This is a genomic window from Micromonospora sp. WMMB482, assembly GCF_019038635.1.
Taxonomy (GTDB): Bacteria; Actinomycetota; Actinomycetes; order Mycobacteriales; family Micromonosporaceae; genus Micromonospora; species Micromonospora marina.
In genome coordinates this window covers 4,039,310-4,064,157 of sequence record NZ_JAHOPD010000020.1, presented here as the reverse complement: position 1 = coordinate 4,064,157, position 24,848 = coordinate 4,039,310, and the positions used below count along the sequence as shown (strand labels likewise).

Annotated in this window: 24 protein-coding genes and 1 pseudogene; 10 read left to right on the top strand and 15 right to left on the bottom strand. The window is 72.5% G+C overall.

What is annotated here, in order from left to right; all coding sequences use genetic code 11:
• The first annotated feature begins 120 nt into the window (after positions 1-120).
• Positions 121-1,329, top strand: a complete 1,209-nt coding sequence (locus KSK32_RS20330; protein WP_216932631.1) for a DUF349 domain-containing protein — start codon at positions 121-123, stop codon at positions 1,327-1,329.
• A gap of 334 nt (positions 1,330-1,663) precedes the next feature.
• The gene (locus KSK32_RS20325; RefSeq protein ID WP_216932630.1) at positions 1,664-3,289 is read left to right on the top strand and encodes a cellulase family glycosylhydrolase; all 1,626 of its coding nucleotides are present in this window, start codon (positions 1,664-1,666) and stop codon (positions 3,287-3,289) included.
• Positions 3,290-3,379: 90 nt separating this feature from the next.
• Here KSK32_RS20325 and miaB read toward each other — a convergent pair whose 3' ends face one another.
• Positions 3,380-4,879, bottom strand: a complete 1,500-nt coding sequence (gene miaB, locus KSK32_RS20320) for a tRNA (N6-isopentenyl adenosine(37)-C2)-methylthiotransferase MiaB (protein ID WP_216932629.1) — start codon at positions 4,877-4,879, stop codon at positions 3,380-3,382.
• Between the two features lie 52 nt (positions 4,880-4,931).
• On the opposite strand from miaB, the gene KSK32_RS20315 reads away from it, so the two are divergent.
• Positions 4,932-5,159 carry a DUF2277 family protein gene (locus tag KSK32_RS20315; protein ID WP_018785974.1) on the top strand — a complete coding sequence of 76 codons (228 nt, stop codon included), beginning with the start codon at positions 4,932-4,934 and terminating at the stop codon, positions 5,157-5,159.
• A 79-nt stretch (positions 5,160-5,238) separates the two neighbouring features.
• On the opposite strand, the gene KSK32_RS20310 is transcribed toward KSK32_RS20315, so the two are convergent.
• Together KSK32_RS20310 and selD are read right to left on the bottom strand one after the other, a co-directional pair.
• Complete coding sequence (locus KSK32_RS20310) at positions 5,239-5,718, bottom strand: hypothetical protein (protein WP_216932628.1); 480 nt, start codon at positions 5,716-5,718, stop codon at positions 5,239-5,241.
• Positions 5,719-5,930: 212 nt separating this feature from the next.
• A complete protein-coding gene (selD, locus tag KSK32_RS20305; protein WP_216932627.1) occupies positions 5,931-6,920 on the bottom strand; it encodes a selenide, water dikinase SelD in 990 nt (329 codons plus the stop codon).
• Between the two features lie 198 nt (positions 6,921-7,118).
• On the opposite strand from selD, the gene KSK32_RS20300 reads away from it, so the two are divergent.
• The 4 genes from KSK32_RS20300 to KSK32_RS20285 all read left to right on the top strand — a co-directional run bounded on the left by KSK32_RS20300 (position 7,119) and on the right by KSK32_RS20285 (position 10,464).
• Positions 7,119-7,874 carry an amino acid ABC transporter ATP-binding protein gene (locus KSK32_RS20300; protein ID WP_289256342.1) on the top strand — a complete coding sequence of 252 codons (756 nt, stop codon included), beginning with the start codon at positions 7,119-7,121 and terminating at the stop codon, positions 7,872-7,874.
• A 50-nt stretch (positions 7,875-7,924) separates the two neighbouring features.
• Positions 7,925-8,857 (top strand): glutamate ABC transporter substrate-binding protein, encoded by a 933-nt coding sequence (locus KSK32_RS20295; protein ID WP_216932626.1) that lies wholly within the window; start codon positions 7,925-7,927, stop codon positions 8,855-8,857.
• A gap of 78 nt (positions 8,858-8,935) precedes the next feature.
• Positions 8,936-9,592, top strand: coding sequence for an amino acid ABC transporter permease (locus KSK32_RS20290; protein WP_194802967.1), 657 nt, complete (start codon positions 8,936-8,938; stop codon positions 9,590-9,592).
• Positions 9,589-10,464: an amino acid ABC transporter permease gene (locus KSK32_RS20285; protein WP_216932625.1), complete on the top strand. Its 876-nt coding sequence runs from the start codon at positions 9,589-9,591 to the stop codon at positions 10,462-10,464. The genes KSK32_RS20290 and KSK32_RS20285 overlap by 4 nt, the downstream gene beginning before the upstream one ends.
• A 75-nt stretch (positions 10,465-10,539) precedes the next feature.
• Here KSK32_RS20285 and rny read toward each other — a convergent pair whose 3' ends face one another.
• The 9 genes and pseudogenes from rny to KSK32_RS20240 form a co-directional block, all read right to left on the bottom strand.
• A complete protein-coding gene (gene rny / locus KSK32_RS20280) occupies positions 10,540-12,306 on the bottom strand; it encodes a ribonuclease Y (RefSeq protein ID WP_216932624.1) in 1,767 nt (588 codons plus the stop codon).
• On the bottom strand, positions 12,303-12,539 hold the full coding sequence (locus KSK32_RS20275) for a hypothetical protein (protein WP_216932623.1): 237 nt from the start codon (positions 12,537-12,539) through the stop codon (positions 12,303-12,305). Before KSK32_RS20275 ends, rny begins: the two co-directional genes overlap by 4 nt.
• Positions 12,540-13,317: 778 nt before the next feature.
• Positions 13,318-14,022: a 3-keto-5-aminohexanoate cleavage protein gene (locus KSK32_RS20270; RefSeq protein WP_216932622.1), complete on the bottom strand. Its 705-nt coding sequence runs from the start codon at positions 14,020-14,022 to the stop codon at positions 13,318-13,320.
• Positions 14,023-14,073: 51 nt separating this feature from the next.
• Positions 14,074-14,766: a regulatory protein RecX gene (locus KSK32_RS20265; protein ID WP_216932621.1), complete on the bottom strand. Its 693-nt coding sequence runs from the start codon at positions 14,764-14,766 to the stop codon at positions 14,074-14,076.
• Between the two features lie 11 nt (positions 14,767-14,777).
• Positions 14,778-15,827, bottom strand: coding sequence for a recombinase RecA (gene recA / locus KSK32_RS20260; protein ID WP_216932620.1), 1,050 nt, complete (start codon positions 15,825-15,827; stop codon positions 14,778-14,780).
• Positions 15,828-16,012: 185 nt separating this feature from the next.
• Positions 16,013-16,213 carry a DUF3046 domain-containing protein gene (locus KSK32_RS20255; protein WP_091190932.1) on the bottom strand — a complete coding sequence of 67 codons (201 nt, stop codon included), beginning with the start codon at positions 16,211-16,213 and terminating at the stop codon, positions 16,013-16,015.
• A pseudogene (locus tag KSK32_RS20250) lies at positions 16,204-17,516 on the bottom strand (MFS transporter). The gene KSK32_RS20255 and the pseudogene KSK32_RS20250 overlap by 10 nt, the downstream one beginning before the upstream one ends.
• A 68-nt stretch (positions 17,517-17,584) precedes the next feature.
• Entirely contained in the window at positions 17,585-18,727 is a 1,143-nt protein-coding gene (locus tag KSK32_RS20245; RefSeq protein ID WP_216932618.1) for an acyl-CoA dehydrogenase family protein, read from the bottom strand.
• A 20-nt stretch (positions 18,728-18,747) separates the two neighbouring features.
• Positions 18,748-19,272 (bottom strand): hypothetical protein, encoded by a 525-nt coding sequence (locus tag KSK32_RS20240; protein ID WP_216932617.1) that lies wholly within the window; start codon positions 19,270-19,272, stop codon positions 18,748-18,750.
• A gap of 82 nt (positions 19,273-19,354) precedes the next feature.
• Between KSK32_RS20240 and KSK32_RS20235 the strand changes: the two genes are divergently transcribed.
• Positions 19,355-20,011: a 4a-hydroxytetrahydrobiopterin dehydratase gene (locus tag KSK32_RS20235; RefSeq protein ID WP_216932616.1), complete on the top strand. Its 657-nt coding sequence runs from the start codon at positions 19,355-19,357 to the stop codon at positions 20,009-20,011.
• A 42-nt stretch (positions 20,012-20,053) separates the two neighbouring features.
• Positions 20,054-20,401, top strand: a complete 348-nt coding sequence (locus KSK32_RS20230; RefSeq protein WP_289256341.1) for a nuclear transport factor 2 family protein — start codon at positions 20,054-20,056, stop codon at positions 20,399-20,401.
• On the opposite strand, the gene KSK32_RS20225 is transcribed toward KSK32_RS20230, so the two are convergent.
• A complete protein-coding gene (locus KSK32_RS20225; protein ID WP_216932614.1) occupies positions 20,391-21,092 on the bottom strand; it encodes a UdgX family uracil-DNA binding protein in 702 nt (233 codons plus the stop codon). The genes KSK32_RS20230 and KSK32_RS20225 overlap by 11 nt on opposite strands.
• 80 nt (positions 21,093-21,172) lie before the next feature.
• On the bottom strand, positions 21,173-22,510 hold the full coding sequence (locus tag KSK32_RS20220; RefSeq protein WP_216932613.1) for an aminotransferase class I/II-fold pyridoxal phosphate-dependent enzyme: 1,338 nt from the start codon (positions 22,508-22,510) through the stop codon (positions 21,173-21,175).
• 38 nt (positions 22,511-22,548) lie between these two features.
• On the opposite strand from KSK32_RS20220, the gene KSK32_RS20215 reads away from it, so the two are divergent.
• Positions 22,549-23,829 carry a bifunctional pyridoxamine 5'-phosphate oxidase family protein/GNAT family N-acetyltransferase gene (locus KSK32_RS20215; protein WP_216932612.1) on the top strand — a complete coding sequence of 427 codons (1,281 nt, stop codon included), beginning with the start codon at positions 22,549-22,551 and terminating at the stop codon, positions 23,827-23,829.
• Positions 23,830-23,841: 12 nt separating this feature from the next.
• On the opposite strand, the gene KSK32_RS20210 is transcribed toward KSK32_RS20215, so the two are convergent.
• Positions 23,842-24,771 carry a sporulation protein gene (locus KSK32_RS20210; protein WP_216932611.1) on the bottom strand — a complete coding sequence of 310 codons (930 nt, stop codon included), beginning with the start codon at positions 24,769-24,771 and terminating at the stop codon, positions 23,842-23,844.
• Positions 24,772-24,848 lie beyond the last annotated feature (77 nt).

Sequence of the window (24,848 nt, the reverse complement as noted above, 5' to 3'; positions counted from 1 at the left end):
GCGACAGGCGCTCGACACGGACGGGGGCGGACCTGTGACAATGCCGGGAGAAAGTTTGCTGCGCCGTGGCGGCGAACGAGGGGGCTGTCCCCTCGGCGCCGGGAGAACGAGGATGGGCACATGAGCGACTGGACTGCCTTCGGACGGGTCGACGAGGACGGCACCGTCTACGTCAAGACCGCCGAGGGCGAGCGGGTGGTCGGATCCTGGCAGGCAGGGGCACCGGAGGAAGGGCTCGCCCACTTCGCCCGGCGCTACGCCGACCTTGTGACCGAGGTCGACCTGACCGAGGCCCGGCTCAACTCGGGCGCGGCTGACGCCGGCCACTCCCTGACCACGATCCGCCGGATCCGTGGGTCGCTGGCCGAGGCGCACGTCGTCGGTGACATCGACGCCCTTGCCGCCCGCCTGGACAAGCTGGCCACCGTCGCCGAGGAGAAGGCCGGCGAGGCCAAGGCGGCCCGCGAGGCCGCCCGGGGCGAGGCGCTGGCACGCAAGACCACCCTGGTCGAGGAGGCCGAGAAGCTGGCCGCCGAGTCGACCGGCTGGAAGACCGCCGGTGACCGGCTCAAGGAGATCCTCGACGAGTGGAAGACCATCCGCGGCGTCGACAAGAAGACCGACGGTGAGCTGTGGAAGCGGTTCGCCGCCGCGCGCGACGGCTTCACCCGCCGCCGGGGTGCCCACTTCGCCTCCCTCGACCAGCAGCGCAAGCAGGCGCAGACGGTCAAGGAGGAGCTGGTCGCCGAGGCGGAGAAGCTCAAGGACTCCACCGACTGGGGCGTCACCGCCGGTCAGCTCAAGGACCTGATGGCCCAGTGGAAGGCCGCGCCGCGCGCCGCCAAGGAGGCCGAGCAGAAGCTCTGGGAACGGTTCCGCGCCGCGCAGGACGAGTTCTTCACCCGCCGCAGCGAGGTCTTCTCGGCGCGCGACAACGAGCAGCGCGCCAACCTGGAGCGCAAGCAGGCGCTGCTGGCCGAGGCCGAGGCGCTGGACGTCGACGGCGACCCGAAGGGCGCCCAGGCGAAGCTGCGGGAGATCCAGGCGCAGTGGCACGAGGCCGGCCGGGTGCCCCGCGAAGCCGCCGCCGGGCTGGAGCGCCGCCTGCGGGCCGTCGACGACAAGGTCCGCGAGGTGATGGACTCGGCGTGGCGGCGTACCTCCAAGGAGGACAACCCGCTGCTGGCGCAGATGCGCGCCCAGGTCGCCGAGGCCGAGGACCGGCTGGCGCGGGCCCAGGCCGCTGGTGACGCCCGCCGGATCAAGGAGGCCGAGCAGGCGCTCGCCTCGAAGCGGCAGTTCCTCCAGCTCGCCGAGCAGGCCGGCTGAGGTCAGCACCCCCGGCCGGGCAGGCCGGCGGACACGCACATCGGGAGAGCCCCCGGCCTGGTCGGCCGGGGGCTCTCCGGCTTCACGCCGCCGGGTTGACGCATCGAGGCAAGCTGATCAGAATGAGCGGCGGAGCCTGGTTCCGGCACCGGCACGAGGGCATCGACGGCTGAACTGCGCCGTCGACGATCGCCGATGCGCATTTCCGCGGGTGGCCGTCCACGTGACCGGCCCGGCGCGCGCTTTCGCGCGTACTCGACGAGGAGCGGGCCGATCCTCCTGGTCCTGCCGCCCGCGGCGCCTGCGCGGCGCGGGCATCCGAAGTGGAGCTTTCATGCACCGACGCACCGCCCTCGGCGGCGCCCTGACGGCGCTCGCCACCGCAGCAGCAGGCGTTCTCGTCGCCGCCGCCGTCTCCACCGCACCGGCCGCCGCGGCGGCCGGTGGCACCGGCACCGGTTACCTGCACACCAGCGGCAACAAGATCGTCGACAGTACGGGCGCGACAGTCCGGCTGACCGGCATCAACTGGTTCGGGATGGAGACCGACAACAAGACGTTCCACGGCCTGTGGTCGAGCAACCCGTGGCGCTCCCAGCTCGACACCATGGCCCGGCTGGGCTACAACACGCTGCGCATCCCGTACTCGAACGACGCGCTCAAGGCGGGCGCGACCGCGACCGGCATCAACGACTTCGTCAACCCGGACCTGGTCGGGCTCTCGCCGCTGCAGATCCTCGACAGGGTCATCGACTACGCGGGCAGCAAGGGGATGCGGGTCATCCTGGACCGGCACCGGCCGACGTCGGCCGGGCAGTCGCCGCTCTGGTACACCTCGACGGTCTCCGAGGCGACCTGGATCAACGACTGGAAGATGCTGGCCCAGCGGTACGCCGGCAACACCACTGTGATCGGCGCGGACCTGCACAACGAGCCGCACGCCGAGGGCACCAACCCGGCCGCCACCGGCGCCTGCTGGGGCTGCGGCGACACCGCGCGGGACTGGCGGCTGGCCGCCGAGCGGGCCGGCAACGCGATCCTCGGCGTGCAGCCGAACTGGCTGATCTTCGTGGAGGGGGTGAGCTGCCCGAGCGGCGGCCTGTCGAACGTCTGGGACAACGACCCCAGCAACGACGAGGACTGCGGCTGGTGGGGCGGCAACCTGTCCAGGGCCGGGCAGTTCCCGGTGCGGCTGAACGTGGCGAACCGGCTGGTCTACTCGCCGCACGAGTACGCCACGTCGGTCTACCGCCAGGCCTGGTTCGACGACCCGTCGTACCCGGCGAACATGCCGGCCATCTGGGACAAGTACTGGGGCTACCTCTACAAGCAGAACATCGCGCCGATCATGATGGGCGAGTTCGGCACCACGCTCCAGGATCCGAAGGACAAGATCTGGCTGCAGAACCTGATGGCATACACCGGCACCGGCGTGAACGGCATGTCGTTCACGTACTGGTCGTGGAACCCGAACTCCGGTGACACCGGCGGCATCGCCAACGACGACTGGACCACGATCAACCAGCCGAAGCAGGACATCCTCACGCCGTACCTGATCCCGCCGAACGGCGGGGGCGGCAACCCGACCCCGACGCCGACCGGCACCGGCTCCCCCACGCCGACGCCCACCGGCACGTCCTCGCCCGCGCCGAGCGGCGGCTGCACGGCCAGCTACAAGCAGGTCAACGCGTGGGCGGGCGGCTTCCAGGGCGAACTGACCGTGAAGAACACCGGCACCGCCGCGGTGAACCCGTGGTCGGCCACCTGGGCGTGGCCGTCCGGGGTGACGCTTGCCAGCGGCTGGAACGCCACCGTCACGCAGTCCGGCACCACAGTGACGGCGGCCGCGCCGGCCTGGGCGTCGTCGCTGGCGCCGGGCGCGTCGGTCACCGTCGGCTTCACCGCCAACGGCACCGCCGCGACGCCGGGCAGTGTGAAGCTCAACGGCACCGCCTGCTGATTAAGGAAGGGCACCTTCTTAACGTCTCCGGTAGAGGAAGGGCCCCCTTTTAACACTGGGTGTTAAAAGGGGGCCCTTCCTTGCATGCGGTCAGTGGGCGGTGCAGCCGCCTATGGGGGCGGTTGTCGCCGCCGGCGCGCCGATCGTCGGCAGTCCGAGCAGCACCCCCGGGGTACGCGGAACCTGTCCCGCCTCGGCCGCGTCCCCGGCCCGGGTGCGCCGGTGCGCCAGCGGCGCGCCGTCGGCGTTGAGGTGGTGCGGGGCGGCGTACGTGACGACTGTGTGCACGATGTCGCCGGGGCGGATCCGCCCGGCCAGCTCACCGGTGGCGAAGTGCACGAGCCGGCCGTCGCGGGCCCGTCCGGACATCCGGCCGGTGCGCTCGTCCTTGCGGCCCTCGCCGACTGCCACCAGGACCTCGACGGTCTCCCCGACCAGCTTCTTGTTCTCCGCCCAGGTGATCTCCTCGACGCAGGCGATCAGCCGTTCGTAGCGCTCCTGCACGACCTGCTTGGGCAGTTGCCCGTCCATCGTGGCGGCCGGCGTGCCGGGGCGCTTGGAGTACTGGAACGTGAACGCCGAGGAGAACCGCGCCTCCCGCACCACGTCGAGCGTGCGGGCGAAGTCGGCCTCGGTCTCGCCGGGGAAGCCGACGATGATGTCGGTGGTGATCGCCGCGTCCGGCATCGCCGCCCGGACCTTCTCGATGATCCCCAGGTAGCGCTCCGACCGGTACGACCGGCGCATCGCCCGCAGCACGTCGTCCGAGCCGGACTGCAACGGCATGTGCAGCGAGTGGCAGACGTTCGGCGTCTCGGCCATCGCGGCGATCACGTCGTCGGTGAAGTCCTTCGGGTGCGGGCTGGTGAACCGCACCCGCTCCAGCCCGTCGATGTCCCCGCAGGCGCGCAGCAGCTTGCCGAAGGCGTACCGGTCGCCGAACTCGACGCCGTAGGAGTTGACGTTCTGCCCGAGCAGCGTCACCTCCAGCACGCCGGAGTCGACCAGCGCGCGGACCTCGGAGAGGATGTCGCCGGGGCGGCGGTCCTTCTCCTTGCCGCGCAGGGAGGGCACGATGCAGAACGTGCACGTGTTGTTGCAGCCGACGGAGATCGAGACCCACCCGGCGTACGTCGACTCGCGCCGGGTCGGCAGCGTGGAGGGGAAGACCTCCAGCGACTCCAGGATCTCGACCTCGGCCGCGGCGTTGTGCCGCGCCCGGTCCAGCAGCGCCGGCAGCGAGCCGATGTTGTGCGTGCCGAAGACGACGTCCACCCAGGGCGCCTTACGGACGATGTCGCCGCGGTCCTTCTGGGCCAGGCAGCCGCCGACCGCGATCTGCATCCCGGGATGCTTCGCCTTCACGGGGCGCAGATGACCCAGGTTGCCGTAGAGGCGGTTGTCGGCGTTCTCCCGGACCGCACAGGTATTGAACACCACCACGTCGGGCTGCTCGTCGGCCTCGGCGGCGCGCACGTAACCGGCGTCCTCGAGGAGGCCGGAGATGCGCTCGGAGTCGTGCACGTTCATCTGGCAGCCGTACGTACGCACCTGGTAGGTGCGCGGGCTGCCCGCGGCTGCGGTAGTCATGACCCGGACAGCGTATCCGGGTGGAGCCGATCGGATCGAACGAGGAGGAGCCGTGTGCCGGAGCATCAAGACCCTGCGTGAGCCGTACGTCCCGGTGGTGACCGAGGAGGACATCCGCGCCGCCGCGTTGCAGTACGTCCGGAAGATCTCCGGATTCCGTACCCCTGCGGCGCACAACGCGGCCGCGTTCGACGCCGCGGTGGACGCGGTGGCCGCCGCCACCGCGACGCTGCTCGACCAGCTCGTGGTGCGGGGGCAGCAGCAGGCGGCCCGGGGCTGAGCCCGGGCCCGCCACCGCTCGCCGCCGGAGGGGACACGGCGGCGAGCACCGCCTCACGGGTGCCGGCCGGCGTCCGCGCTCAGGCGGCGGCGAGCGCCGGTGCGACAGTGTCCGGGGCCCAGCGGGAGCGGTGGCACTGCGACCAGCCCCGGCATCGGGCGTCGGCGACCGTGCACAGCCGGTGATGGCTGAGCACCTCGCCGTCGTCGGTGTCGGCCACGTCGAAGTGCACCGGCCGGATCGTGCCGTCCGGCGCGACCAGCAGGTGGCGGCCGGCGTCGAGCGTGTCGTCGCGCATCAGGCAGTTGCGGCCCAGCAGCCGGGCCAGCGCCGCGATCGCGGGCAGCTCGGACAGGCTCTCGGGCACGCCATAACAGTCGACCACGGTGCCGTACAGCCCGGGCGCCTCCCACACGTCGCAGACCACCGCGTACGCGGGGAGCCGCACCGGGTCGGCGACGGCCATGGGCATCACCACCCGGCCGAGCGCCTCGGCCAGTGCCGGGTAGACCTCCACCGGCTCGCCGCCGTCGATTCTCCAGTTCCACAGCTCGGTCATGCCGCCTCCTCGCTGCGCTCGTTCCACCGGCCTCCGGATCGGGCCTTAATGACGATGGTGGGCTGCGTTTGCCGTCAACCGGGCGCAAGTTACCGGTCTGTGACCATTCCGGGCAAAATTCCCTCGGGCGACGTTGCCCTGAGTAGCTGGAAGATGACAGTTTATCGGGTACGGTGCCGCGCCGACGGCCCAGCCGCGCCGCGAATCGCGACTCAGCGCACCCGGATCAGGTGCTCCGAAGCCGGCAGCAGCTCGCCGATCACCGTGCCGCCCGGCACCTCACCGGCGACCAGCAGGCCGCCGGAGGTCTGCGCGTCGGCCAGCAGCAGCCGCTCCCCCTCGTCCGCGCCGCCGAAGTCGGTCCACGGGTTGACCCAGTCCAGGTTGCGCCGGGTGCCGCCGCTGACGTACCCGTCGCGCAGCGCCTCCCGCGCACCCGGCAGGTACGGCACCGCCGCCGCGTCGATCGCCACCGTCAGGCGGCTCGCCCGGGCCAGCTTCGAGGCGTGCCCGAGCAGGCCGAAGCCGGTCACGTCGGTGCCGCAGCGGATGCCCGCGGCCACCGCCGCGCGGGCCGCGTCCCGGTTGAGCCGGGCCATCGACTCGACCGCCTCGGGGAAGCGCTGCCCGGTCTGCTTGTGCCGGGTGTTGAGCACGCCCACCCCGAGCGGCTTGGTCAGCGACAGCGGCAGCCCGGCCCGCCCCGCGTCGAGCGTGATCAGTTCCTCCGGCCGGACCACGCCGGTGACCGCCAGGCCGTACTTCGGGCCGTCGTCGTCCACGCTGTGCCCGCCGGCCAGGTGGCAGTTCGCCTCACGGGCCATGTCCAGGCCGCCGCGCAGCACCTCGCGGGCCATCTCCGGCGGCAGGATGCCGCGCGGCCAGCAGAGCAGGTTCAGCGCGACGAGCGGGGTGCCGCCCATCGCGTACACGTCGGAGAGCGCGTTGGCGGCGGCGATGCGCCCCCAGTCGTAGGCGTCGTCGACCACCGGGGTGAAGAAGTCGGCGGTGCACACCAGGCCCGTACGCTCGTCCAGCCGGACCACCGCGGCGTCGTCGCCGTTCTCCAGACCGACCAGCAGATCGGCGGAGCCGCCGGTCGCACCGAGCCCGGCGACCATCGCCTCCAGCTCGCCGGGCGGGATCTTGCAGGCGCAACCGCCACCGCGGGCGTAGTCGGTCAGCCGGATCGCGTCGGTCATCCCCTCATGATCTCCGGCCTGCGGCGAAGCCGCCACCCGGCCACCCGGTGGGTGACGAAATTCGGACGGGCCGGCACGCCGACGACCGGTGTTACCGCTCCGTGACCATCTGGGTTGCGTTCTGCCACATCACCCCGCCTACAGTTGCCCAACCGAGGGTCGACCGACTCCCGGATTCCGCCATGGACGACAGGGACGGTGGACGACGTGACGACGGGCGACCCGCTGATCGTGCTCGACGGGGTCAACAAGTGGTTCGGGCCGCTGCACGTGCTCGACGACGTGTCCCTGTCCGTCGGCCGGGGCGAGGTGGTCGTGGTGATCGGCCCGTCCGGCTCCGGCAAGTCGACGCTGTGCCGCACCATCAACCGGCTGGAACCCATCGACAACGGCACCATCACGTTCGACGGGCAGCCGCTGCCGGCCGAGGGCAAGCCCCTGGCCAAGCTGCGCAGCGAGGTCGGCATGGTGTTCCAGTCGTTCAACCTCTTCGCGCACAAGACCATCCTGGAGAACGTGACGCTGGGGCCGGTCAAGGTCCGCAAGGAGAAGCCGGCAGCGGCCCGTGAGCGCGGCCTGGCCCTGCTGGACCGCGTCGGCATCGCCAACCAGGCGGACAAGTACCCGGCGCAGCTCTCCGGCGGTCAGCAGCAGCGGGCGGCGATCGCTCGTGCGCTGGCCATGCAGCCCAAGGCGATGCTGTTCGACGAGCCGACCAGCGCGCTGGACCCGGAGATGGTCGGCGAGGTGCTGGACGTGATGACCTCGCTGGCCGGCGAGGGCATGACCATGGTCGTGGTGACCCACGAGATGGGCTTCGCCCGGCATGCGGCCAACCGGGTCATCTTCATGGCCGACGGCAAGCTGGTCGAGGACGCGCCGCCGGCCGAGTTCTTCGCGAACCCGCGCAGCGAGCGGGCCAAGGACTTCCTCTCCAAGATCCTCACTCACTGAGCGCCCGTAGTGGAGTCGTCCCGTCGACTCCGTCGAAGAAGGAGATGAGTATGCGTTACAAGCGCGTGGCGGCGGTCGCCATGATGGCCTCACTCGCCCTGTCCGCGGCGGCCTGTGGCAAGGAGGGAAACCCGACCCCCAGCGGCGGCAACGCCAGCGGTGGTGCGCAGGGCGACAGCTGCAGCAGCTCGGGCGTGACCTTCACCCCCAAGACGGACGCCAACGTCGCCGGCAGCCCGGCCTTCGAGAAGATCAAGTCGGCCGGCAAGGTCGTCGTCGGCGTCAAGTTCGACCAGCCGAACCTCGGCTACAAGGACGCCCAGGGCAACCGCTGCGGCTTCGACATCGAGATCGCCCAGTACGTCGCCAGCACGCTCGGCGTCGACCCGGCGAAGATCGAGTACAAGGAGATCGCGTCCGCCAACCGGGAGACCGCGATCAAGGGTGGCGAGATCGACTACTACGTCGGCACCTACTCGATCACCGACAAGCGCAAGAACGACGTCTCCTTCGCCGGCCCGTACTTCGTCGCCGGCCAGGATCTGCTGGTCCGCAAGGACGAGTCGTCGATCACCGGCAAGGACACGCTCAAGGGCAAGAAGGTCTGCTCGGCCACCGGCTCCACGCCGATCCAGAAGATCCGCGACGAGGGCCTGACCGAGGGCGAGAACATCGTCGAGTTCAAGACCTACTCGGAGTGCGTCTCGCAGCTGCTCGACAAGAAGGTCGACGCGGTCACCACCGACGACGCCATCCTCAAGGGCTACGCCGCGCAGAACCCGGACGAGCTCAAGGTCGTCGGCCAGCCGTTCAGCACCGAGAAGTACGGAATCGGCCTGCCCAAGGACGACAAGGCGATGCGTGACTACGTGAACGACCAGATCGAGGCCGCGTTCACCGACGGCACCTGGAAGAAGATCTACGACGGCACGCTCGGCAAGTCCGGCTCGCCGGCCACCCCGCCGCAGCTCGAGCGGTACTGACGGTCCGCACCGACGTCGGACCGGGCGGGGAGGTCCTCCTCCCCGCCCGGTCCCGTCTGGAGAGAGTGAGAGCGAGGTATGGGCGAGTTCTTCCGCGTCCTGACGGACAACGCGAGCCTGTTCCGCGAGGGGTTCTTCAACACCGTCAAGCTGTTCCTGATCGCCGGCGTCGGCAGTCTCGTCCTCGGCATGCTGCTCGGCGCGATGCGGGTGTCCCCGGTACCCGCGCTGCGGGCGTTCGGCGCCACCTACGTCAACCTGGTCCGCAACACTCCCCTGACGCTGGTGTTCGCGTTCCTCGTCTTCGCGGTGCCGAAGCTGGACGTCAACATCGACTACTTCAACAGCGCCTGCATCGCGCTGATCGCGTACACCTCGGCCTTCATCTGCGAGGTGGTCCGCTCCGGCGTGAACACCGTCGCCACCGGCCAGGCCGAGGCGGCCCGCGCGCTGGGCATGACGTTCGCCCAGGTGCTGACGTTGATCGTGCTGCCACAGGCGCTGCGAGCGATGGTCCCGCCCATGATGAGCGTGCTCATCGCCATGCTCAAGAACACCACGATCGCCGCCGGCTTCTCCGTGCTGGAAGCGGGCGCCATCCCGGCGTACATGTCGGAGCGGGGTGAGCCGCAGTTCATCGTGCTCACCTGGATCGTGATCGGCTTCCTCATCCTGATCATCCCGCTGGTGGTGCTCCAGCGGATCCTCGAGCGCAAGTGGGCGGTGGCCCGATGAGCAGCAGCAGCGTCCTCTACGACATCCCCGGCCCGAAGGCCCGGATGCGCAACCGGATCCTCGGCATCGTCTCGATCGCCGCGATCGTCGCGCTGATCGCGTTCGTGGTCTACAAGTTCGACCAGACCGGCCAGTTCGAGGCCCGCAAGTGGGAACAGTTCCAGTACGCGGCCGTGCAGCGGGAGCTGCTGAACGGTCTCTGGGCCACGCTGAAGGTCGCCGCCGTCGCCACCGTGCTGGCGCTGCTGTTCGGCGCGTTCTTCGCCAGCGCCCGGCTCAGTGACAAGGTGTTGTTCCGGGTGCCGGCCACGTTCGTGGTGGAGCTGTTCCGGGCCATCCCGCTGCTGATCCTGATCTTCTTCGGCTACTACGTGCCGTTGCAGTACGGCTGGCCGATCGACAAGTTCTGGGCGCTGGTCATCGGGTTGACGCTCTACAACGGCTCGGTGCTGGCGGAGATCTTCCGGGCCGGCATCAACGCCGTGCCGTACGGGCAGTCCGAGGGCGCGTACGCGATCGGCATGCGCAAGAACCAGGTGCTGCGACTGATCCTGCTGCCGCAGGCGTTCCGGTCGATGCTCCCGGCGATCGTCAGCCAGCTCGTCGTGCTGCTCAAGGACACCGCGCTCGGCTTCATCATCACGTACCCGGAGCTGCTCTTCGTGGGCAAGCAGATCGGCGGCCGGCTGGCGTTCGGCCTGCCGTACGTGCCGACGTACCTGGTCGTCGCGGCCATCTACATCAGCATCTGCGGCCTGCTGTCGGTGCTGGCCTGGTGGTTGCAGAAGCGGCTGACGCGGCTGCCGCGCAGCGCGGCCAAGCCGGTGCCGCCCACTCAGACCGACGGCGGGACCGGCGCCACGCCGCTGTGATCTGACGTCGTCCGACGGACACGAAACGGGCGGATGGGGTCTCCCCCACCCGCCCGTTCACCGTCTTACCGCCACTCAGCGGGCGATCTCGGTGACCCGGGACTCGCGCACCACAGTCACCCGGATCTGACCCGGATAGGTCAGCTCCTCCTCGATCTGCTTGGCCACGTCCCGGGCCAGCACCGCCGCGCCGATGTCGTCCACGTCGTCCGGCTTGACCATCACCCGGATCTCGCGGCCCGCCTGCATGGCGAAGACCTTCTCCACGCCCAGCTTGCCGGCCGCGATCTCCTCGATCCGCTCCAGCCGCTTGACGTACGCCTCGAGGCTCTCCCGCCGCGCGCCCGGCCGCCCGCCCGAGCAGGCGTCCGACGCCTGGGTCAGCACTGCCTCGATGGTCTGCGGCGGCACCTCGTTGTGGTGTGCCTCGATGGCGTGGACCACGTCCTCGCTCTCGCCGTACTTGCGGGCCACGTCCGCGCCGATGATCGCGTGGCTGCCCTCCACCTCGTGGGTGAGTGCCTTGCCGATGTCGTGCAGGAACGCACACCGCTTGATCGTCGGCACGTCCAGCCGCAGCTCGGCGGCCATCACCCCGGCGATGTGTGCGGTCTCCACCAGGTGCTTGAGGACGTTCTGCCCGTACGACGTCCGGTAACGCAACCGGCCCAGCAGCGTGACCAGCTCCGGGTGGATCTCGGTGATGCCGACCTCGACCAGCGCATCCTCGGCGGCCCGGAAGCACAACTCCTCCACCTCCTGCCGGGCCACGTCGTAGACCTCCTCGATCCGGTGCGGGTGGATCCGGCCGTCGAGCACCAGCTTCTCCAGCGTGACCCGGCCGACCTCCCGGCGTACCGGGTCGAAGCAGGACAGCAGCACCGCCTCGGGAGTGTCATCGATGATCAGATTGACGCCGGTGACCGACTCGAAGGCGCGGATGTTGCGCCCCTCCCGGCCGATGATCCGCCCCTTCATCTCGTCTCCGGGCAGGTGCAGCACGCTGACCACGCTCTCCGCGGTCTGCTCGCTGGCGACCCGCTGGATGGCGTCCACCACGATGTTGCGGGCACGCTGCTCCGCGCTACCGCGCGCGTCCGCCTCGATCTCCCGGACCAGCAGCGCGGCCTCCCGCTTCGCCTGCCCCTCGATCGATTCGACCAGCTCGGCACGGGCCGCGTCAGCGGTCAGCCCGGCCACCCGCTCCAGCTCCCGGCGACGCTTCTCCTCCACCTCGGTCAGTGTCCGCTCGCGCTCGGCCAGGGCGGCCTCCCGGCCGGCGAGCGCCGCGGTGGCGGCGGTGAGCTGCCGCTCCCGCTCGGCCAGTCGCTCCACCTCCTCGGTGTGCAGCCGCTCCCGCTCGTCCATCCGGGCGGCCCGGCGTTCCACCTCGGCCGCCTGCTCCCGGGTGGTGGCGGCCAGCACCGCCACCTCCCGCTCGCCGCTGCGCCGCGCGGTCGCGCGCAACTGCTCGGCGTCCGCCTCGGCCTGCTTGTGCGCGCGCTCCAGCACCGTGTCCGCCTCGGCGCGGGCGTCGTCGAGCACCCGCCGCGCCTCGGCACGGGCCGCCTTCGCCTCCGCCTTGGCGGCGGCCGCCTCGGCCCGCGCCGCCGCCGCGGCGGACTTCGCCACGTCGATGGTGCTGTTCACCTCGTCGGCGGCCGTCCGCAACGCCGCGAGGGACTGCTCCTGCCGGTCCTTCTCCGCGATGAAGGCCGGGTCCTCCGGCGCGGGCGCCAGGCTGAGCCGCCTGAGGGTACGCACGCCGAGCAGCACGGCGCCGACCACCACCACGACCAGCAGCAGCACGACCAGGAGGAGGACGACGTCGAAGGCGCTCATCGAGCCGCTCCGCAGCGGTACGCGGACACGCTCGCCCGCCGCGCTCCGGCGACCTGGCCGACGTCACCGGTCCGTCGGGACTCGGCGATGCGCCCGGCGATGCCGGCCCGTCGGGGCTCGATGGCCCGGCCGGCGATGCCGGTCCGTCGGGGCTCGGTGGCGGGGTTGTCGCCCGCCGGGGAGGGCTCGGGGCCGTGTGGCAGACCGCCGGTGAACCTGTGCCGCCCTGCCATGGCCGCCTCCCCCTGAAACGTCGGCGCCGCAGGACACGCGCGAAGGACACGCGCCTGCGGCTCTGGACGCCCGACCGGAGCGGCTGGCTCTGGGCAGCTTTCCGTCGGCGGTGTCCCGAGCGGGGAACCGCTGGCGGCCGGTTGCAGTTGTCGGAGGCTCCGGAGGCTCCGGAGCGCCCGTCAAGGGCCGGTGTAGCTGGCCAAAGTGATGCTGTTCTGTTACGAGATCTATGTTGTGCGCTTAGCCTGCGCTGGTCGGGCAAAGTGAGCCTGTATGGCGAGGCTAGGTCGCGAGGGGCCGTTCGGTCAAGGAGTCATGATCAAACCACCCGGACGGAGAGAAGTTACGGCGTCACTCATTGGTGATCAGATGCCGGACAGGCCAGGACAAACCCCGCCCCGCAGCGCCGCGACTGGACCACCCCGACCAGCGCAGACCCCTCTCGCGCCCTCATGATCAGCTCCGCCTCCACCCTCCCACCCCGTGATCAAGGAGTTGACGTCCACCCACGACCGCCCAGACGACACAAACTCCTTGATCACCGTCCGGCCGGGTTGCGCGTGCCCGCGCCACGGCGGGCGGGGGTAGCCGGCCCGGCAGGTCCGGCCGAGCGGGCGATCATGAGGTTGGCCTGGACGAAACGGACGGGAAATGCCGTCAAGTTCATGATCGACGGCGGCGGTCAGGGTCGCGCGAGGGCGGCGCCGGATCTACCGCGGCGGTCGGGGGTCGCGCGAGGGCGGTGCCGGGCGGGCGCCGGGCTGGGAGCGGGGTGGGTCAGCGGGCGGCGGCGGTGTGGGCTGCGGTCACCAGGGTGGCGTTGTCGGGGGCGGGGGTGCCGTCGGGCAGCAGCAGCGTGTCCTCCAGGCCGATCCGGGTGTGCAGACCACGCCGGACCGCCTCGGCGTACACCGGCCAGGTGGCCGGACCCTCGCCGTGCAGCAGCACCGGCGGGTGCCCGCCGGGCAGCGCGGCGAGGATCGCCGCCGCGTCGGCGAGCGCCGTCTCGACCCGCTCGGCCATGCACTCGACGAGGATCCGCCCGGTGGGCGCGGACCAGCGGCGCCAGGCGCCGACCGCCGCCGGCGTCCACAGACCGGCCTCGACCATCACGCCGCGCTCGTGCAGGGCGGCGGCGACCTCGGCCGCTCCGGGTTCGTGGGCGTTCACCGAGGCGAAGTCGGGCAGCACCGTCCAGGCGCGGACGGCGGCGACCCGCGCGGCCGGGTCGGGGACGATCCAGACGCCGGTGCTCACGCCGACCGGCAGGCCGGGGCGGGCGTAGCGGATGGCGGTGACCGCCGCGGCGATCACCGCCGGGTCGAGCGACTCGGCGCCGCTGTCGTCGCGCGGATGCACGTGCACCGCTGCCACCCCGGCGGTCGCACACCACACCGCGTCGGCGGCCAGTTCGGCCGGGGTGAGCGGCACCGCGGGGTGCTCGCCCCGCCGTCGGGTGCCGTTGAGACACGCCTTCAGCACGGGTGTGCGCCTCCCCTCGGGACGGCGGCCGCGACACCGGCGGCCGGTCGGTCAGTCGAGCCGGCGGGAGTCGAGGTCGTGCTCGGCGTCGGCCATCGCGTCGGCGTCGATGTGCTCGGCGAACTCGGCCGCCTCGGCGCTCTGCGCGGCCAGCGCGTCCTTCACCGCCCGGTACGCCACCCCGGCCGGGTAGCCCTTGCGCGCCAGCATGCCGACCAGACGCCGGAACACCGCGTCCGGCTCGCCCCGGGTGCTGCGCAGCTTGCGCTCCACCAGGGCGCGGGCGGTCTGCGCCTCGGTCTCCTCGTCCAGCCCGTCCAGGGCCGCGCCGGCCACCTCGCCGTCGACGCCGCGCTGGCGCAGTTCGTTGGCGAGCGCGCGGCGGGCCAGCCCACGGCCGTTGTGCCGGCTGCTCACCCAGGCGCGGGCGAAGGCGGCGTCGTCGACGATGCCGACCTCGTCGTACCGGTCGAGGACCTGCTCGGCGACCTCCTCGGAGATGCCGCGCCGGGCCAGCGCGCCGGCCAGCTCGGCCCGGGTGCGCGGGCGCACCGCGAGCTGACGCAGGCAGATTTCCCGGGCCACCTCGGCCTCGTCGCGCGGCGGAGCCGGAGCCTCCCCTGCATCGGGCTCCGCCGCGCGATCACGGCGTCCCCGGCGAGGCCGGGGCGTACCTGTGGCGTCGCCCGCACGGGGTGGGCCGGCATCCCAGCCCCGGCCCGTACGGGCGCGTCGTCCTGCCACGGGTCAGCGGATCAGAAGTCGACCGGCGGCAGTTCCGGGCCACCGGCGGCGTCGCCCGCACCATTGGTGCCGACGCCCAGCTTCTCCAGGATCTTCTTCTCGATCTCGGCCGCCACGTCCGGGTTCTCGCGGAGGAACTCGCGGGCCTTTTCCTTGCCCTGGCCGAGCTGGTCACCGTCGTAGGTGTACCAGGCGCCGGACTTGCGGATGATCGCCTGCTCCACGCCGACGTCGATCAGCGAGCCCTCGCGGGAGATGCCCTTGCCGTACATGATGTCGAACTCGGCCTGCTTGAACGGCGCGGCGACCTTGTTCTTCACGACCTTGACCCGGGTGCGGTTACCGACCACGTCGGTGCCGTCCTTGAGGCTCTCGATGCGGCGCACGTCGAGCCGGACCGAGGCGTAGAACTTCAGCGCCCGGCCACCGGTGGTGGTCTCCGGGCTGCCGAACATCACGCCGATCTTCTCGCGGAGCTGGTTGATGAAGATCGCGGTGGTGCCGGTGTTGTTGAGCACACCGGTGATCTTCCGCAGCGCCTGGCTCATCAGCCGGGCCTGGAGACCGACGTGGCTGTCACCCATCTCGCCCTCGATCTCGGCGCGCGGCACCAGGGCCGCCACCGAGTCGATCACGATGATGTCGATCGCGCCGGAGCGGACCAGCATGTCGGCGATCTCCAGCGCCTGCTCGCCGGTGTCCGGCTGCGAGACCAGCAGGGCGTCGGTGTCGACGCCGAGGGCCCGCGCGTACTCCGGGTCGAGCGCGTGCTCCGCGTCGATGAACGCGGCGATGCCGCCGGCGCGCTGGGCGTTTGCGACCGCGTGCAGCGCGACGGTGGTCTTACCGCTGGACTCCGGACCGTAGATCTCGACCACCCGGCCGCGGGGCAGACCGCCCACGCCGAGCGCCACGTCGAGCGCGATGGAGCCGGTCGGGATGACAGCCGTCTGCACGACGGGCCGCTCCCCCAGGCGCATCACCGAACCCTTGCCGAACTGCTTGTCGATCTGAGCGAGAGCAAGGTCGAGCGCCTTCTCCCGGTCAGGCCCTGCTGCCATCGTTGCCACCCCTGCCTTCGCCGGCGTCTTTCCTGAGCTTCGCGTCACGCGGGACACGCTAGGCGCTGGGTCCGACAGAAAACCAGCCGACGGGCCGTGAGCTGTGGACGAGCACCCCGCTGTGGACAATAGCCGAACAGGTGTACGACTGGGCAAGCGACACGCGGGATCGACGAAAAGGCTGCTCAGCGTAGTCGGGCGGGCACCCGGTCCGGGTAGGCGGCGACCACGGCGCGCCAGACCACGTGCGTTTCCTCACCGGCGGCGAGGGCCTGCTCGATGGTCCGCCCGCCGAGCTGGGACAGCACCTGGTCGCTGGCGATGCTGGCCGCGTACCCCGGGCCGAACGCCTCCTCCAGCCGCGTCCAGAAGTCGGTCAGCCGCACGTGTTCAGTCCTCCTCGTCGAGTGGTGCCGGGCCGGTACGGCGCAGCGCCAGCGCCACCAGCGGCACCACCGCGATCGCCGCCAGCAGGGTGAGCGTCGGGTACCCCACGGCCCGCATGACGAACCCGCTCGCCGCCGCCGCGCCCGCCCCGGCCAGCCCCATGAGCAGGTCGGACAGGCCCTGCACGCCCGGCCGGTCGGCGGTGGGCACCGACTCCGACAGCAGCGTCGAGCCCGCCACCATCGTGCCCGACCAGCCCAGCCCGAGCAGCGCCAGCCCCACCGACAGCAGCGGTGTGCTGTGCCCCGAGGTGCCGGAGACCGCGCACGCGGCCAGCAGCAGCGCCACCCCGCCGAGGATCACCGGCCGGCGGCCGAACCGGTCGGTGAGCCAGCCCACCACCGGCGACAGCGCGTACATGCCGGCGATGTGCAGGCTCAGCACCAGGCCGACCACTGGCAGCACGTCCGCGTCGGAGTGCCACTCGCCGAGGTGCACCGGGGTCATCGACATGACAGCGACCATCACCAGGTGCCCCACCGCGACCGCGGCGATGCCGAGGCGGGCGGCCGGCCGCCCGCGTACCGTGCGCCACGCGGCGACCATGCCACCGCGGCGGGTGACCGCCGGTGCGGCGCCCGGTGCCGGCTCGGCCGCCGTCAGCCGGCGCGCGGTGAGCAACGGGTCCGGCCGGAGCAGGACCAGGAGTACGACGGCGGTGAGCGTGAACGCGACGGCGCTGAAGGCGAACGGGCCGGCCAACGCCGGCAGGCCCCAGCCCCGGGTGGTGTCGTCGGCGAGCGCGGCGAAGTTCGGCGCGGCCACCGCGCCGATGGTGGTCGCCCACACCACCAGCGAGAGCTGCCGCCCCCGGCGGTGCGGCTCGGCCAGGTCCACCGCCGTGTAGCGGGCCTGGAGGTTGGCCGCCGTGCCGCCGCCGAACAGCAGCATCCCGACGAAGAGCAGCGGCACCAGGCGCGTCGCGGTGGCGACCACCACCAGCACACCGCCCACCGCACCCACCGCGTACGCGAGGACCAGGCCGGGTCGCCGGCCACGTGCGGCCATGAGCCGGGTGACCGGGATGGCGAGCAGCGCGGCGCCGACCACCCCGGCGCTCTGCGCCAGACCGGCCAGGGCGGTGCCGGCCACCCGGGCGGCGAGCAGCGCGCCGACCGAGATGCCGATGGTGACGCCGATGCCGCCGATGATCTGGGTGAGGAAGAGCAGCCGGACGGTACGCCGCTGGATGCCGGCGACGTCGAGCCGGGGCGGGGCCGGCGCGGTCAGGTCGGTGGACATGCGCGCTCCTGATGGGGACGGATGCCCCATCCTCCCGCACCGGCCCGTCCGGCCGGCACCCGGTTTCGCTACAGGCCGAGGCCCCGGCCGATGATCTCCTTCATGATCTCGGTGGTGCCGCCGTAGATGGTCTGCACCCGGCTGTCCAGCCACGCCTTCGCCACCGGGTACTCCGCCATGAAGCCGTAGCCGCCGTGCAGCTGCACACACCGGTCGGCGACCCTGGTCTGCAACTCGGTGGTCCACCACTTGGCCTTCGCCGCGTCGGTGACCGAGAGGCGCCCCGCGTTGAACTCGGTGACACAGTGGTTGACGAACGTCCGCGCGATGGTGACCTCGGTGTCCAGCTCGGCCAGCAGGAACCGGTTGTGCTGGAACCGGCCGATGGGCCGCCCGAACGCCTCGCGGGAGCGCGCGTACTCGATGGTGAGCGCGAGCAGCTTCTCGCAGGCCGCCACCGCTGCCACGGCGATGCTCAGCCGTTCCCGGGGCAGGTTGGCCATCAGGTGGTAGAAGCCGTGGTTCTCGGTGCCGATCAGGTTCTCCGCCGGCACCCGGCAGTCGTCGAAGAACAGCTCGGCGGTGTCGTTCGCCTTCAACCCGACCTTGGCCAGCCGGCGGCCCCGGCTGAAGCCCGGCGTGCCGTTCTCCACCACGACCAGGCTCACCCCGTGGGCACCCTGGTCCGGCGCGGTCTTCGCCACCACGACCACCAGGTCGGCCATCTCACCGTTGGTGATGAACGTCTTCTGCCCGTTGAGGACCAGGCTGTCTCCGTCGCGGACCGCCGCGGTGCGGATGCCGGCCAGGTCGCTGCCCGCGCCCGGCTCGCTCATCGCGATGGCGGTGACCAGGTCGCCGGAGCAGAAGCCGGGCAGCCACCGCTTGCGCTGGTCGCCGGTGGTCAGCTCGGTCAGGTACGGGGCGACCACGTCGTTGTGCAGCCCGAACCCCAGACCCGTGCACCCGGCCGCGACGATCTCCTCGTCGAGTACCGCGTTGAACCGGAAGTCGTGCTGCCCGCCGCCGCCGTACTCGGGGTCGACGTCGGGGCCGAGCAGCCCGGCCGCGCCGGCGGCCCGCCACACCTGCCGGTCGACGATCCCGTCGGCCTCCCAGCGCTCGTGGTGCGGCACCGCCTCCCGGGTGAGGAACCGTCGGCACAGGTCGCGGAACTCGTCGTGGACGGGCTCGTAGAGATGCTGCTCCATGGCGGCAAGTCTGACACCGCTCAGCCGCCCCGGACAGGGGTGAGCGCCGCTCGCAGCCGGCGCTCACGGCGGCCGGTACGGACGGCCTCGGCCAGGATCGCGACCAGCACGATCCCGAACCCGACGGCGGCGAACTTCCAGCCGGCGCGGATCGCGAGCACGATCAGCGGGCCGAGCAGCAGGACGCCACCGGCCGCCCCGAACAGCGCTCCCCGGCGTGCCGCGGAGAGGTTGTCCGCCACCGCCGCGCGTCCCGCCTCGTCGGCGGGCGGCTCGCCGCGGCGCAGTGCGGTCTCGGTGACCGCCCAGGCGGCGGCGCGCTCCGCCTCGGCGGGGCGCGGTTTCCCGAACCGGGCCCCCACGAAGACGAAGAAGCCCCAGATCACCGCGTTCAGACCGGCCTCGACCACCGCGGCCTGCGCGGACGCGTCCCGCTCCCAGAGCCGGATGGGCAGCCAGACGAGTCCGGCGATCACCATGGCCATCACGTAGGGGCCGGGAGCACCCAGCCGGAGCAGCGACGCACGAGGTCGGGAGTCGGCCATGCCCGGATCGTATCCCTGCGTGTCGATCGTCGGTCCCCTGTGGAAGGTGGCGCGCGGACGGGCGGCACGCCAGGATGGCCGGATGAGCACACTCACGGGGAGACAGGTCGCCGAGGCCGGGCTGGACGGGTGGACGTACCTGCTGGGGGCGTTGCAGACGCGCATCCGTACCCCCGATTTCGCGGCCGGACTGGCGCTGGTGGCGGCGGTGGGCGCGGAGGCCGAGCGGGTCGACCATCATCCCGACCTGGACCTGCGTTACACCCACGTGGACGTGCGGCTCTGGTCGCACGACGCGGGCGGCGTGACAGGGCGTGACCTGCGCCTGGCCCGGACGATCTCGGCGCTGGCCGCCGACGCCGGGCTGACCCTGTCGGCGGCCGGGCTATCCCGTCTGGAACTCGCGCTGGACACCCCTGGGCACGCTGCGGTGCTTCCGTTCTGGCGGGCGGTCCTGACCTGGCAGTCGCCGGGCGGCCGGGGCCCGGACGACGACGAGGTACGTGACCCGGACGGCGTGCTGCCCACGGTTTGGTTCCAGCCTTCCGGCCGGGACGAGCCCCGGCAGCGGTGGCATCCGGACGTGTGGGTCGACCCGGCCGAGGTGGACGCCCGCATCGCGGCGGCGCTGGCGGCCGGCGGCACGCTGGTCAGCGACGCGGAGGCGCCGAGCTTCTGGGTCCTAGCCGACCCGGACGGCAACCGGGTCTGCCTCTGCACCTGGCAGCAGCGCTCCTGATCGGGGCAGCGGCGGGCGGCGCTCGGCGCTAGCGTGCCCGATGTGGACGCACGCGCGCTGATCGAGGAGTTCAACGACGCCTGGCTGCGGGGCGACCTGGCCGCGGTGTCGGCCTGCCTGGCCGAGGATGTCACCTACTGCCCGAACGCCTGGGACGGGCCGGCCGGCACGGTACGGGGGCGGGCGGCGGTGGCCGAGGTCTTCGCCGGGCAGCTCGGGCCGGGCGGCGGTCCGGCGCTCGGCGCGGTCTGGGCCACCGGCGACCGGGCGGTCTGCGAGTGGGCCTGGCCGCCGGCCGAGGACGGAACGGTGCTTCGCGGGCTGGACGTCTACCGGGTCCGGGACGGGCGGATCGTCGCCAAGGACGTCTTCGGCAAGATCACTTCTTGAGCGCCTTCGCGGCCACCTTCAGGTCGGCGACCAGCCCTTCGTAGGCGACGTCCTGGTTGTCGGCGCGCAGCACCGCGGACGGGTGGATGGTGGCGAGCAGCCGGGCCGCCGGGGCGTCGGCGACCGCGCCCGTCCGGTCCACCGGCACCCGCTCGAAGTCCTCCGGGTGCTGGGCGGCGGCGGGCCAGGGCAGCAGCTCACCGCGCTGCCTCGTCACCCGGAACGACGTGCCGAGCAGCGCCTTGGCGGCGGTCGCGCCGAGCACGACCACGATCTCCGGGCGCAGCCGGGCGAACTCGGCGACCAGCCACGGCCGGCAGGCGGTGACGTGCACCCGGTCCGGGGTCTGGTGGATGCGCCGCTTGCCACGCAGCTCGAACCGGAAGTGCTTCACGGCGTTCGTCAGATAGATCTGGGCGGGGTCCAGCGCCGCGTCGTCGACGGCCTTGCGCAGCAGCCGCCCCGCCGGGCCGACGAACGGCAGTCCCTTCTGGTCCTCGATGTCGCCCGGTTGCTCACCGACGAAGACCACGCGCGCGTGGTCGTCACCGCGGCCGAAGACGGTCTGGGTGGCGTCCCGGTACAGCTCACAGCCCCGGCAGCCGCCCGCCGCGGCGCGCAGGTCGTCGATGGTGTCCGCCGACGGCGGGATGAACTCCTGCGCTCCGGGGGCGCTCTCGGTCTCGGCCATGCCGACCGTTCTACCCCGTCCGGCGCCGGGCACGCGAGCGGCCCGCCGCGCTGACCGGAGGTGTTAAGAAGGGGCCCTTCCTATACCGAATGCGTTAATAGGGGGCCCTTCCTTCCCGCGGTGAGCGCGTCGGCGAGCGCGGGGATGTCCGCCTCGTCGAGCGCGCTCACCGAGACGCGCACGGCGGGGGCGGCCGCGATCCGGTACAGGCCGCCGGGGGCGAGCGACCACCCGGCGTCGCGCAGCGTCGTGATCGCCACCGTCTCGTCGGGCACCGGCACCCAGACGTTGATCCCGGTGCGCCCGTACGCGGCCACCCCGCGCACGGCGAGCGCGGCCACCAGCCCGTCGCGCCGCCGGTCATAGCTGTCCGCCGCGCGCCGCACGAGCCCGGCGGTGGCCGGGTCGCGCCAGAGCGAGACGACCAGCCCTTGCAGCACAGTGGAGACCCAGCCGGCGCCGACCCGCGCCCGCCCGGCCACCCTGGCCACTGTCGCCTCGTCGCCGGCCAGCACGGCCAGCCGCAGGTCGGGTCCGTAGGGCTTGCTCACCGACCGGACGAAGGCCCACGCCGCTGTCGCCCCGGCGAGCGGATGAACTGGTACGCGGGCCAGTTCGGCGGCGTGGTCGTCCTCGATCAGCAGCAGGTCGGCCCGGCCGGCGAGCAGCGTCCGCAGCGCGCCGGCCCGGTCGGCGGAGACGGCCGCGCCGGTCGGGTTCTGCGCCCTGCTGGTCACCACGAGCGCCCGGACCCCGGCGGCGAGCGCCGCCCGGACGCCGCCCACGGTGGGCCCGTCGTCGTCCACCGGCACCCCGACGGTACGCAGCCCGAGCGCGGCGATCAGGTCGAGCAGGTTGGCCCAGCCCGGATCCTCCACCGCCACCGCGTCGCCGGGGCGCAGGTGGGCGGCGAGCAGCCGTTCGATGCCGTCGAGCGCGCCGCCGGTGACTGTCAGCTCGCCGGCCGGCACCCCGTCCGCGGCGAGGCGGTCCCGGGCCAGGGCGGCCAGGTCGGGCAGCACGGCGTCGGTCGCGTACCCGCCGGGAGGTCCGATCTCGGCGGCGAGCGCGGCCAGGTGCGGCCCGAGCGGGGGCAGCAGCCGGGGGTCGGGCTGGCCTGCGGAGAGGTCGCGGCCGCCGGTCAGCGGCGGGGGCAGCAGCGCGGCGCGGCGGGCGGCGACCGGCGGGCGGGGGCGGACCCGGGTGCCGTGCCGGCCGGCGGTCGTGACCAGGCCGCGTTGCCGCAGTTCCCGGTACGCCTTCGCGACGGTGGCCGGGCTGACGCCGAGGTCGGCGGCGAGCGCGCGGACCGCGGGCAGGGCGTCGCCCGGTGCGAGATCGCCGGTGCGGATGCCGGATTCGACGCTTGCCGAAATCGCGGCCGAGGTGGACCCGGCGACCTGATAATGTGCTGCCACAGTTCGGATATTGTACTAGAACAAAGGTGGGATGACACGTGTACCCCCCGACCGAACGCACCACCGCCAGCCGCGTCCGCGACCGGATGCACTACGACCGGGCCACCGCGCACGCGCTGCTGGACGAGGCGTACCACTGCGCGCTGGCGTTCACAGTGGACGGTGAGCCACGCGTCCTGCCGACCCTGCACGTGCGCGTCGGCGACACGCTCTACCTGCACGGGTCCACCGGCAGCCGGCCGCTGCTGGCCGCCCGGGGCGAGGCCGGACTGCCGGTCTGCGTCGCCGTCACCCACCTCGACGGGCTGATCTACGCCCGCTCCCAGTTCCACCACAGCGCCAACTACCGGTCAGTGGTGGCGCACGGGACCGCCCGCCTGGTCGACGACCCCGGCGAAAAGGCAGCGGTGATGACCGCCCTGGTGGAGAAGGTGGCCGCCGGCCGGTCCGCCGACAGCCGCCCGCCGAACCGGCGCGAGCTGGCCGAGACCGCCGTGCTGGCGCTGCCGCTGCGGGAGGTGTCGGTACGGATGCGCACCGGCGGCGTCAACGACGAACCGGCCGACGAGGCGCTGCCGTACTGGGCCGGAGTGGTGCCGCTGCGGCTCACGCCGGGCCGCCCGGCACCCGCGCCCGGGGTGGCCGCGCCGGTGCCCGCGTACCTGCGCTCGGCCCGCTCCCCGTGGCACGAGCCGGCGGTGCTGCGCGGCGAGCACGTCGTGCTGGAGCCGCTCGACCTCGCCCACGCCGACGAGCTGTACGCCGCCACCGCCGACCCGGAGGTGTGGCGGCACCTGGGCGGCGTCCAGCCGGCCGGCGCCGCCGAGATGCGCCGGGTGGTCGCCGCCTACCTGGACGCGCAGGAACGCGGCGAGCAGGTGTGCTGGGCGCAGCGGTGCGCCGTCACCGGCGCGGTGATCGGCACGACCTCCTACTACGAGATCGACCCGGTCCGCCGGTCGCTGGCGATCGGCTACACCTGGCTGGGCCGCCCCTGGTGGCGTACCGGCGTCAACACCGAGGCGAAGCTGCTCCTGCTGGGCCGGGCGTTCGACGAGCTGGACGCGGTCCGCGTGGTCTGGCACACCGACATCCGCAACGAACGCTCCCAGCGGGCGATCGAACGGCTCGGCGCGAGCCGCGAAGGCGTGCTGCGCCGGCACAAGCAGCGTGCCGACGGCTCCTGGCGGGACACCGTGCAGTACTCCATGCTCACGCAGGAGTGGCCGACGGCACAGGCCAGCCTGCGGGAAAGGCTTCGCCCGTGTAAGGAAGGGCCCCTTCTTAACGCCTCCGGTAGAGGAAGGGCCCCTTCTTAACAACGCACCCGCTCACGTCCCGTCGCCGCCTCCGCCACCGCCGCCGATGCCCGCTCCGCCGGCCGTACCCCCGAGTCCGTAGCCGGGCGCGACCGGCCGGTCGGGCGGACGGCTGACGTGCGCCGACTCGCGGATCGTGGCCGACCAGTCGGCGTGCGCGGCGGCGGCTGCGTGCCGGTCGATGGCGTGCCGCAGCCAGCCGTCCACGGTGGCCACCCAGTCCCGCCGGTCGGCCCCGGCGTGCCAGACCCGGAACCGGCTGATGCTCTGATGGGTGATCCCGGCCAGGGAGAGCCGCCGGTCCACCCAGAGCAGCACCTCCATGCCGGCCGAGTCGGTCAGCATGATCACTTCGAGTTCCGTCATCGGACCGGCGTAGAGCGGGGCGGCCCAGAACCCGTACCACTGCTGGAACGGCAGCTCCTGCTCCACGCCCGGCAGCCGGCCGTCCCGCAGCCCCGCCTGCCGGATCGCGAAGCCGAGCGTGTCCAGCGCCGTGAGCACGTGCTCCTGGGTGGGCAGCGGATGGATCAGCACCGGCACCATCGCGCCCTGGTCCACCTCCGGGTCCACCGACACCTCGGTGCGCAGCCCGGTACGCAGACTCAGCAGCGGCACCCCGCCGTACGTGGTCACCGGCGCCCCCCACGGCAGCGGCACCGCGAAGTCGACGGCGCGCCGCCGCCCGGCCGGCACCACGAACCGTCCCGCGATCGTCCAGGTCTGGAACTGCACCAGACGGCGCGGCGCCTCCGGATCATCCGGTTCGACCTGCGTCACCAGCCCCAGCCGGATGTGCCGGACCGGCACGTCCGAGCCGCCGGCGGCGAGCGTCACCCGGCCCGGCAGGCGCAGACCCGGCCGGGTGCTCGGGTTGGGCACCGTCGTGGTCACCGACAGCCCGGTCCAGGCGGAGTCCCGCGACACGCCGGTCAACCGCATGCCGGGGCTTTCCCGCTGCCCGCCCGGCCATGCGCCGCTCGCCTCCCACACCGGCAGGGTCGGGCAGCACGCCGAAA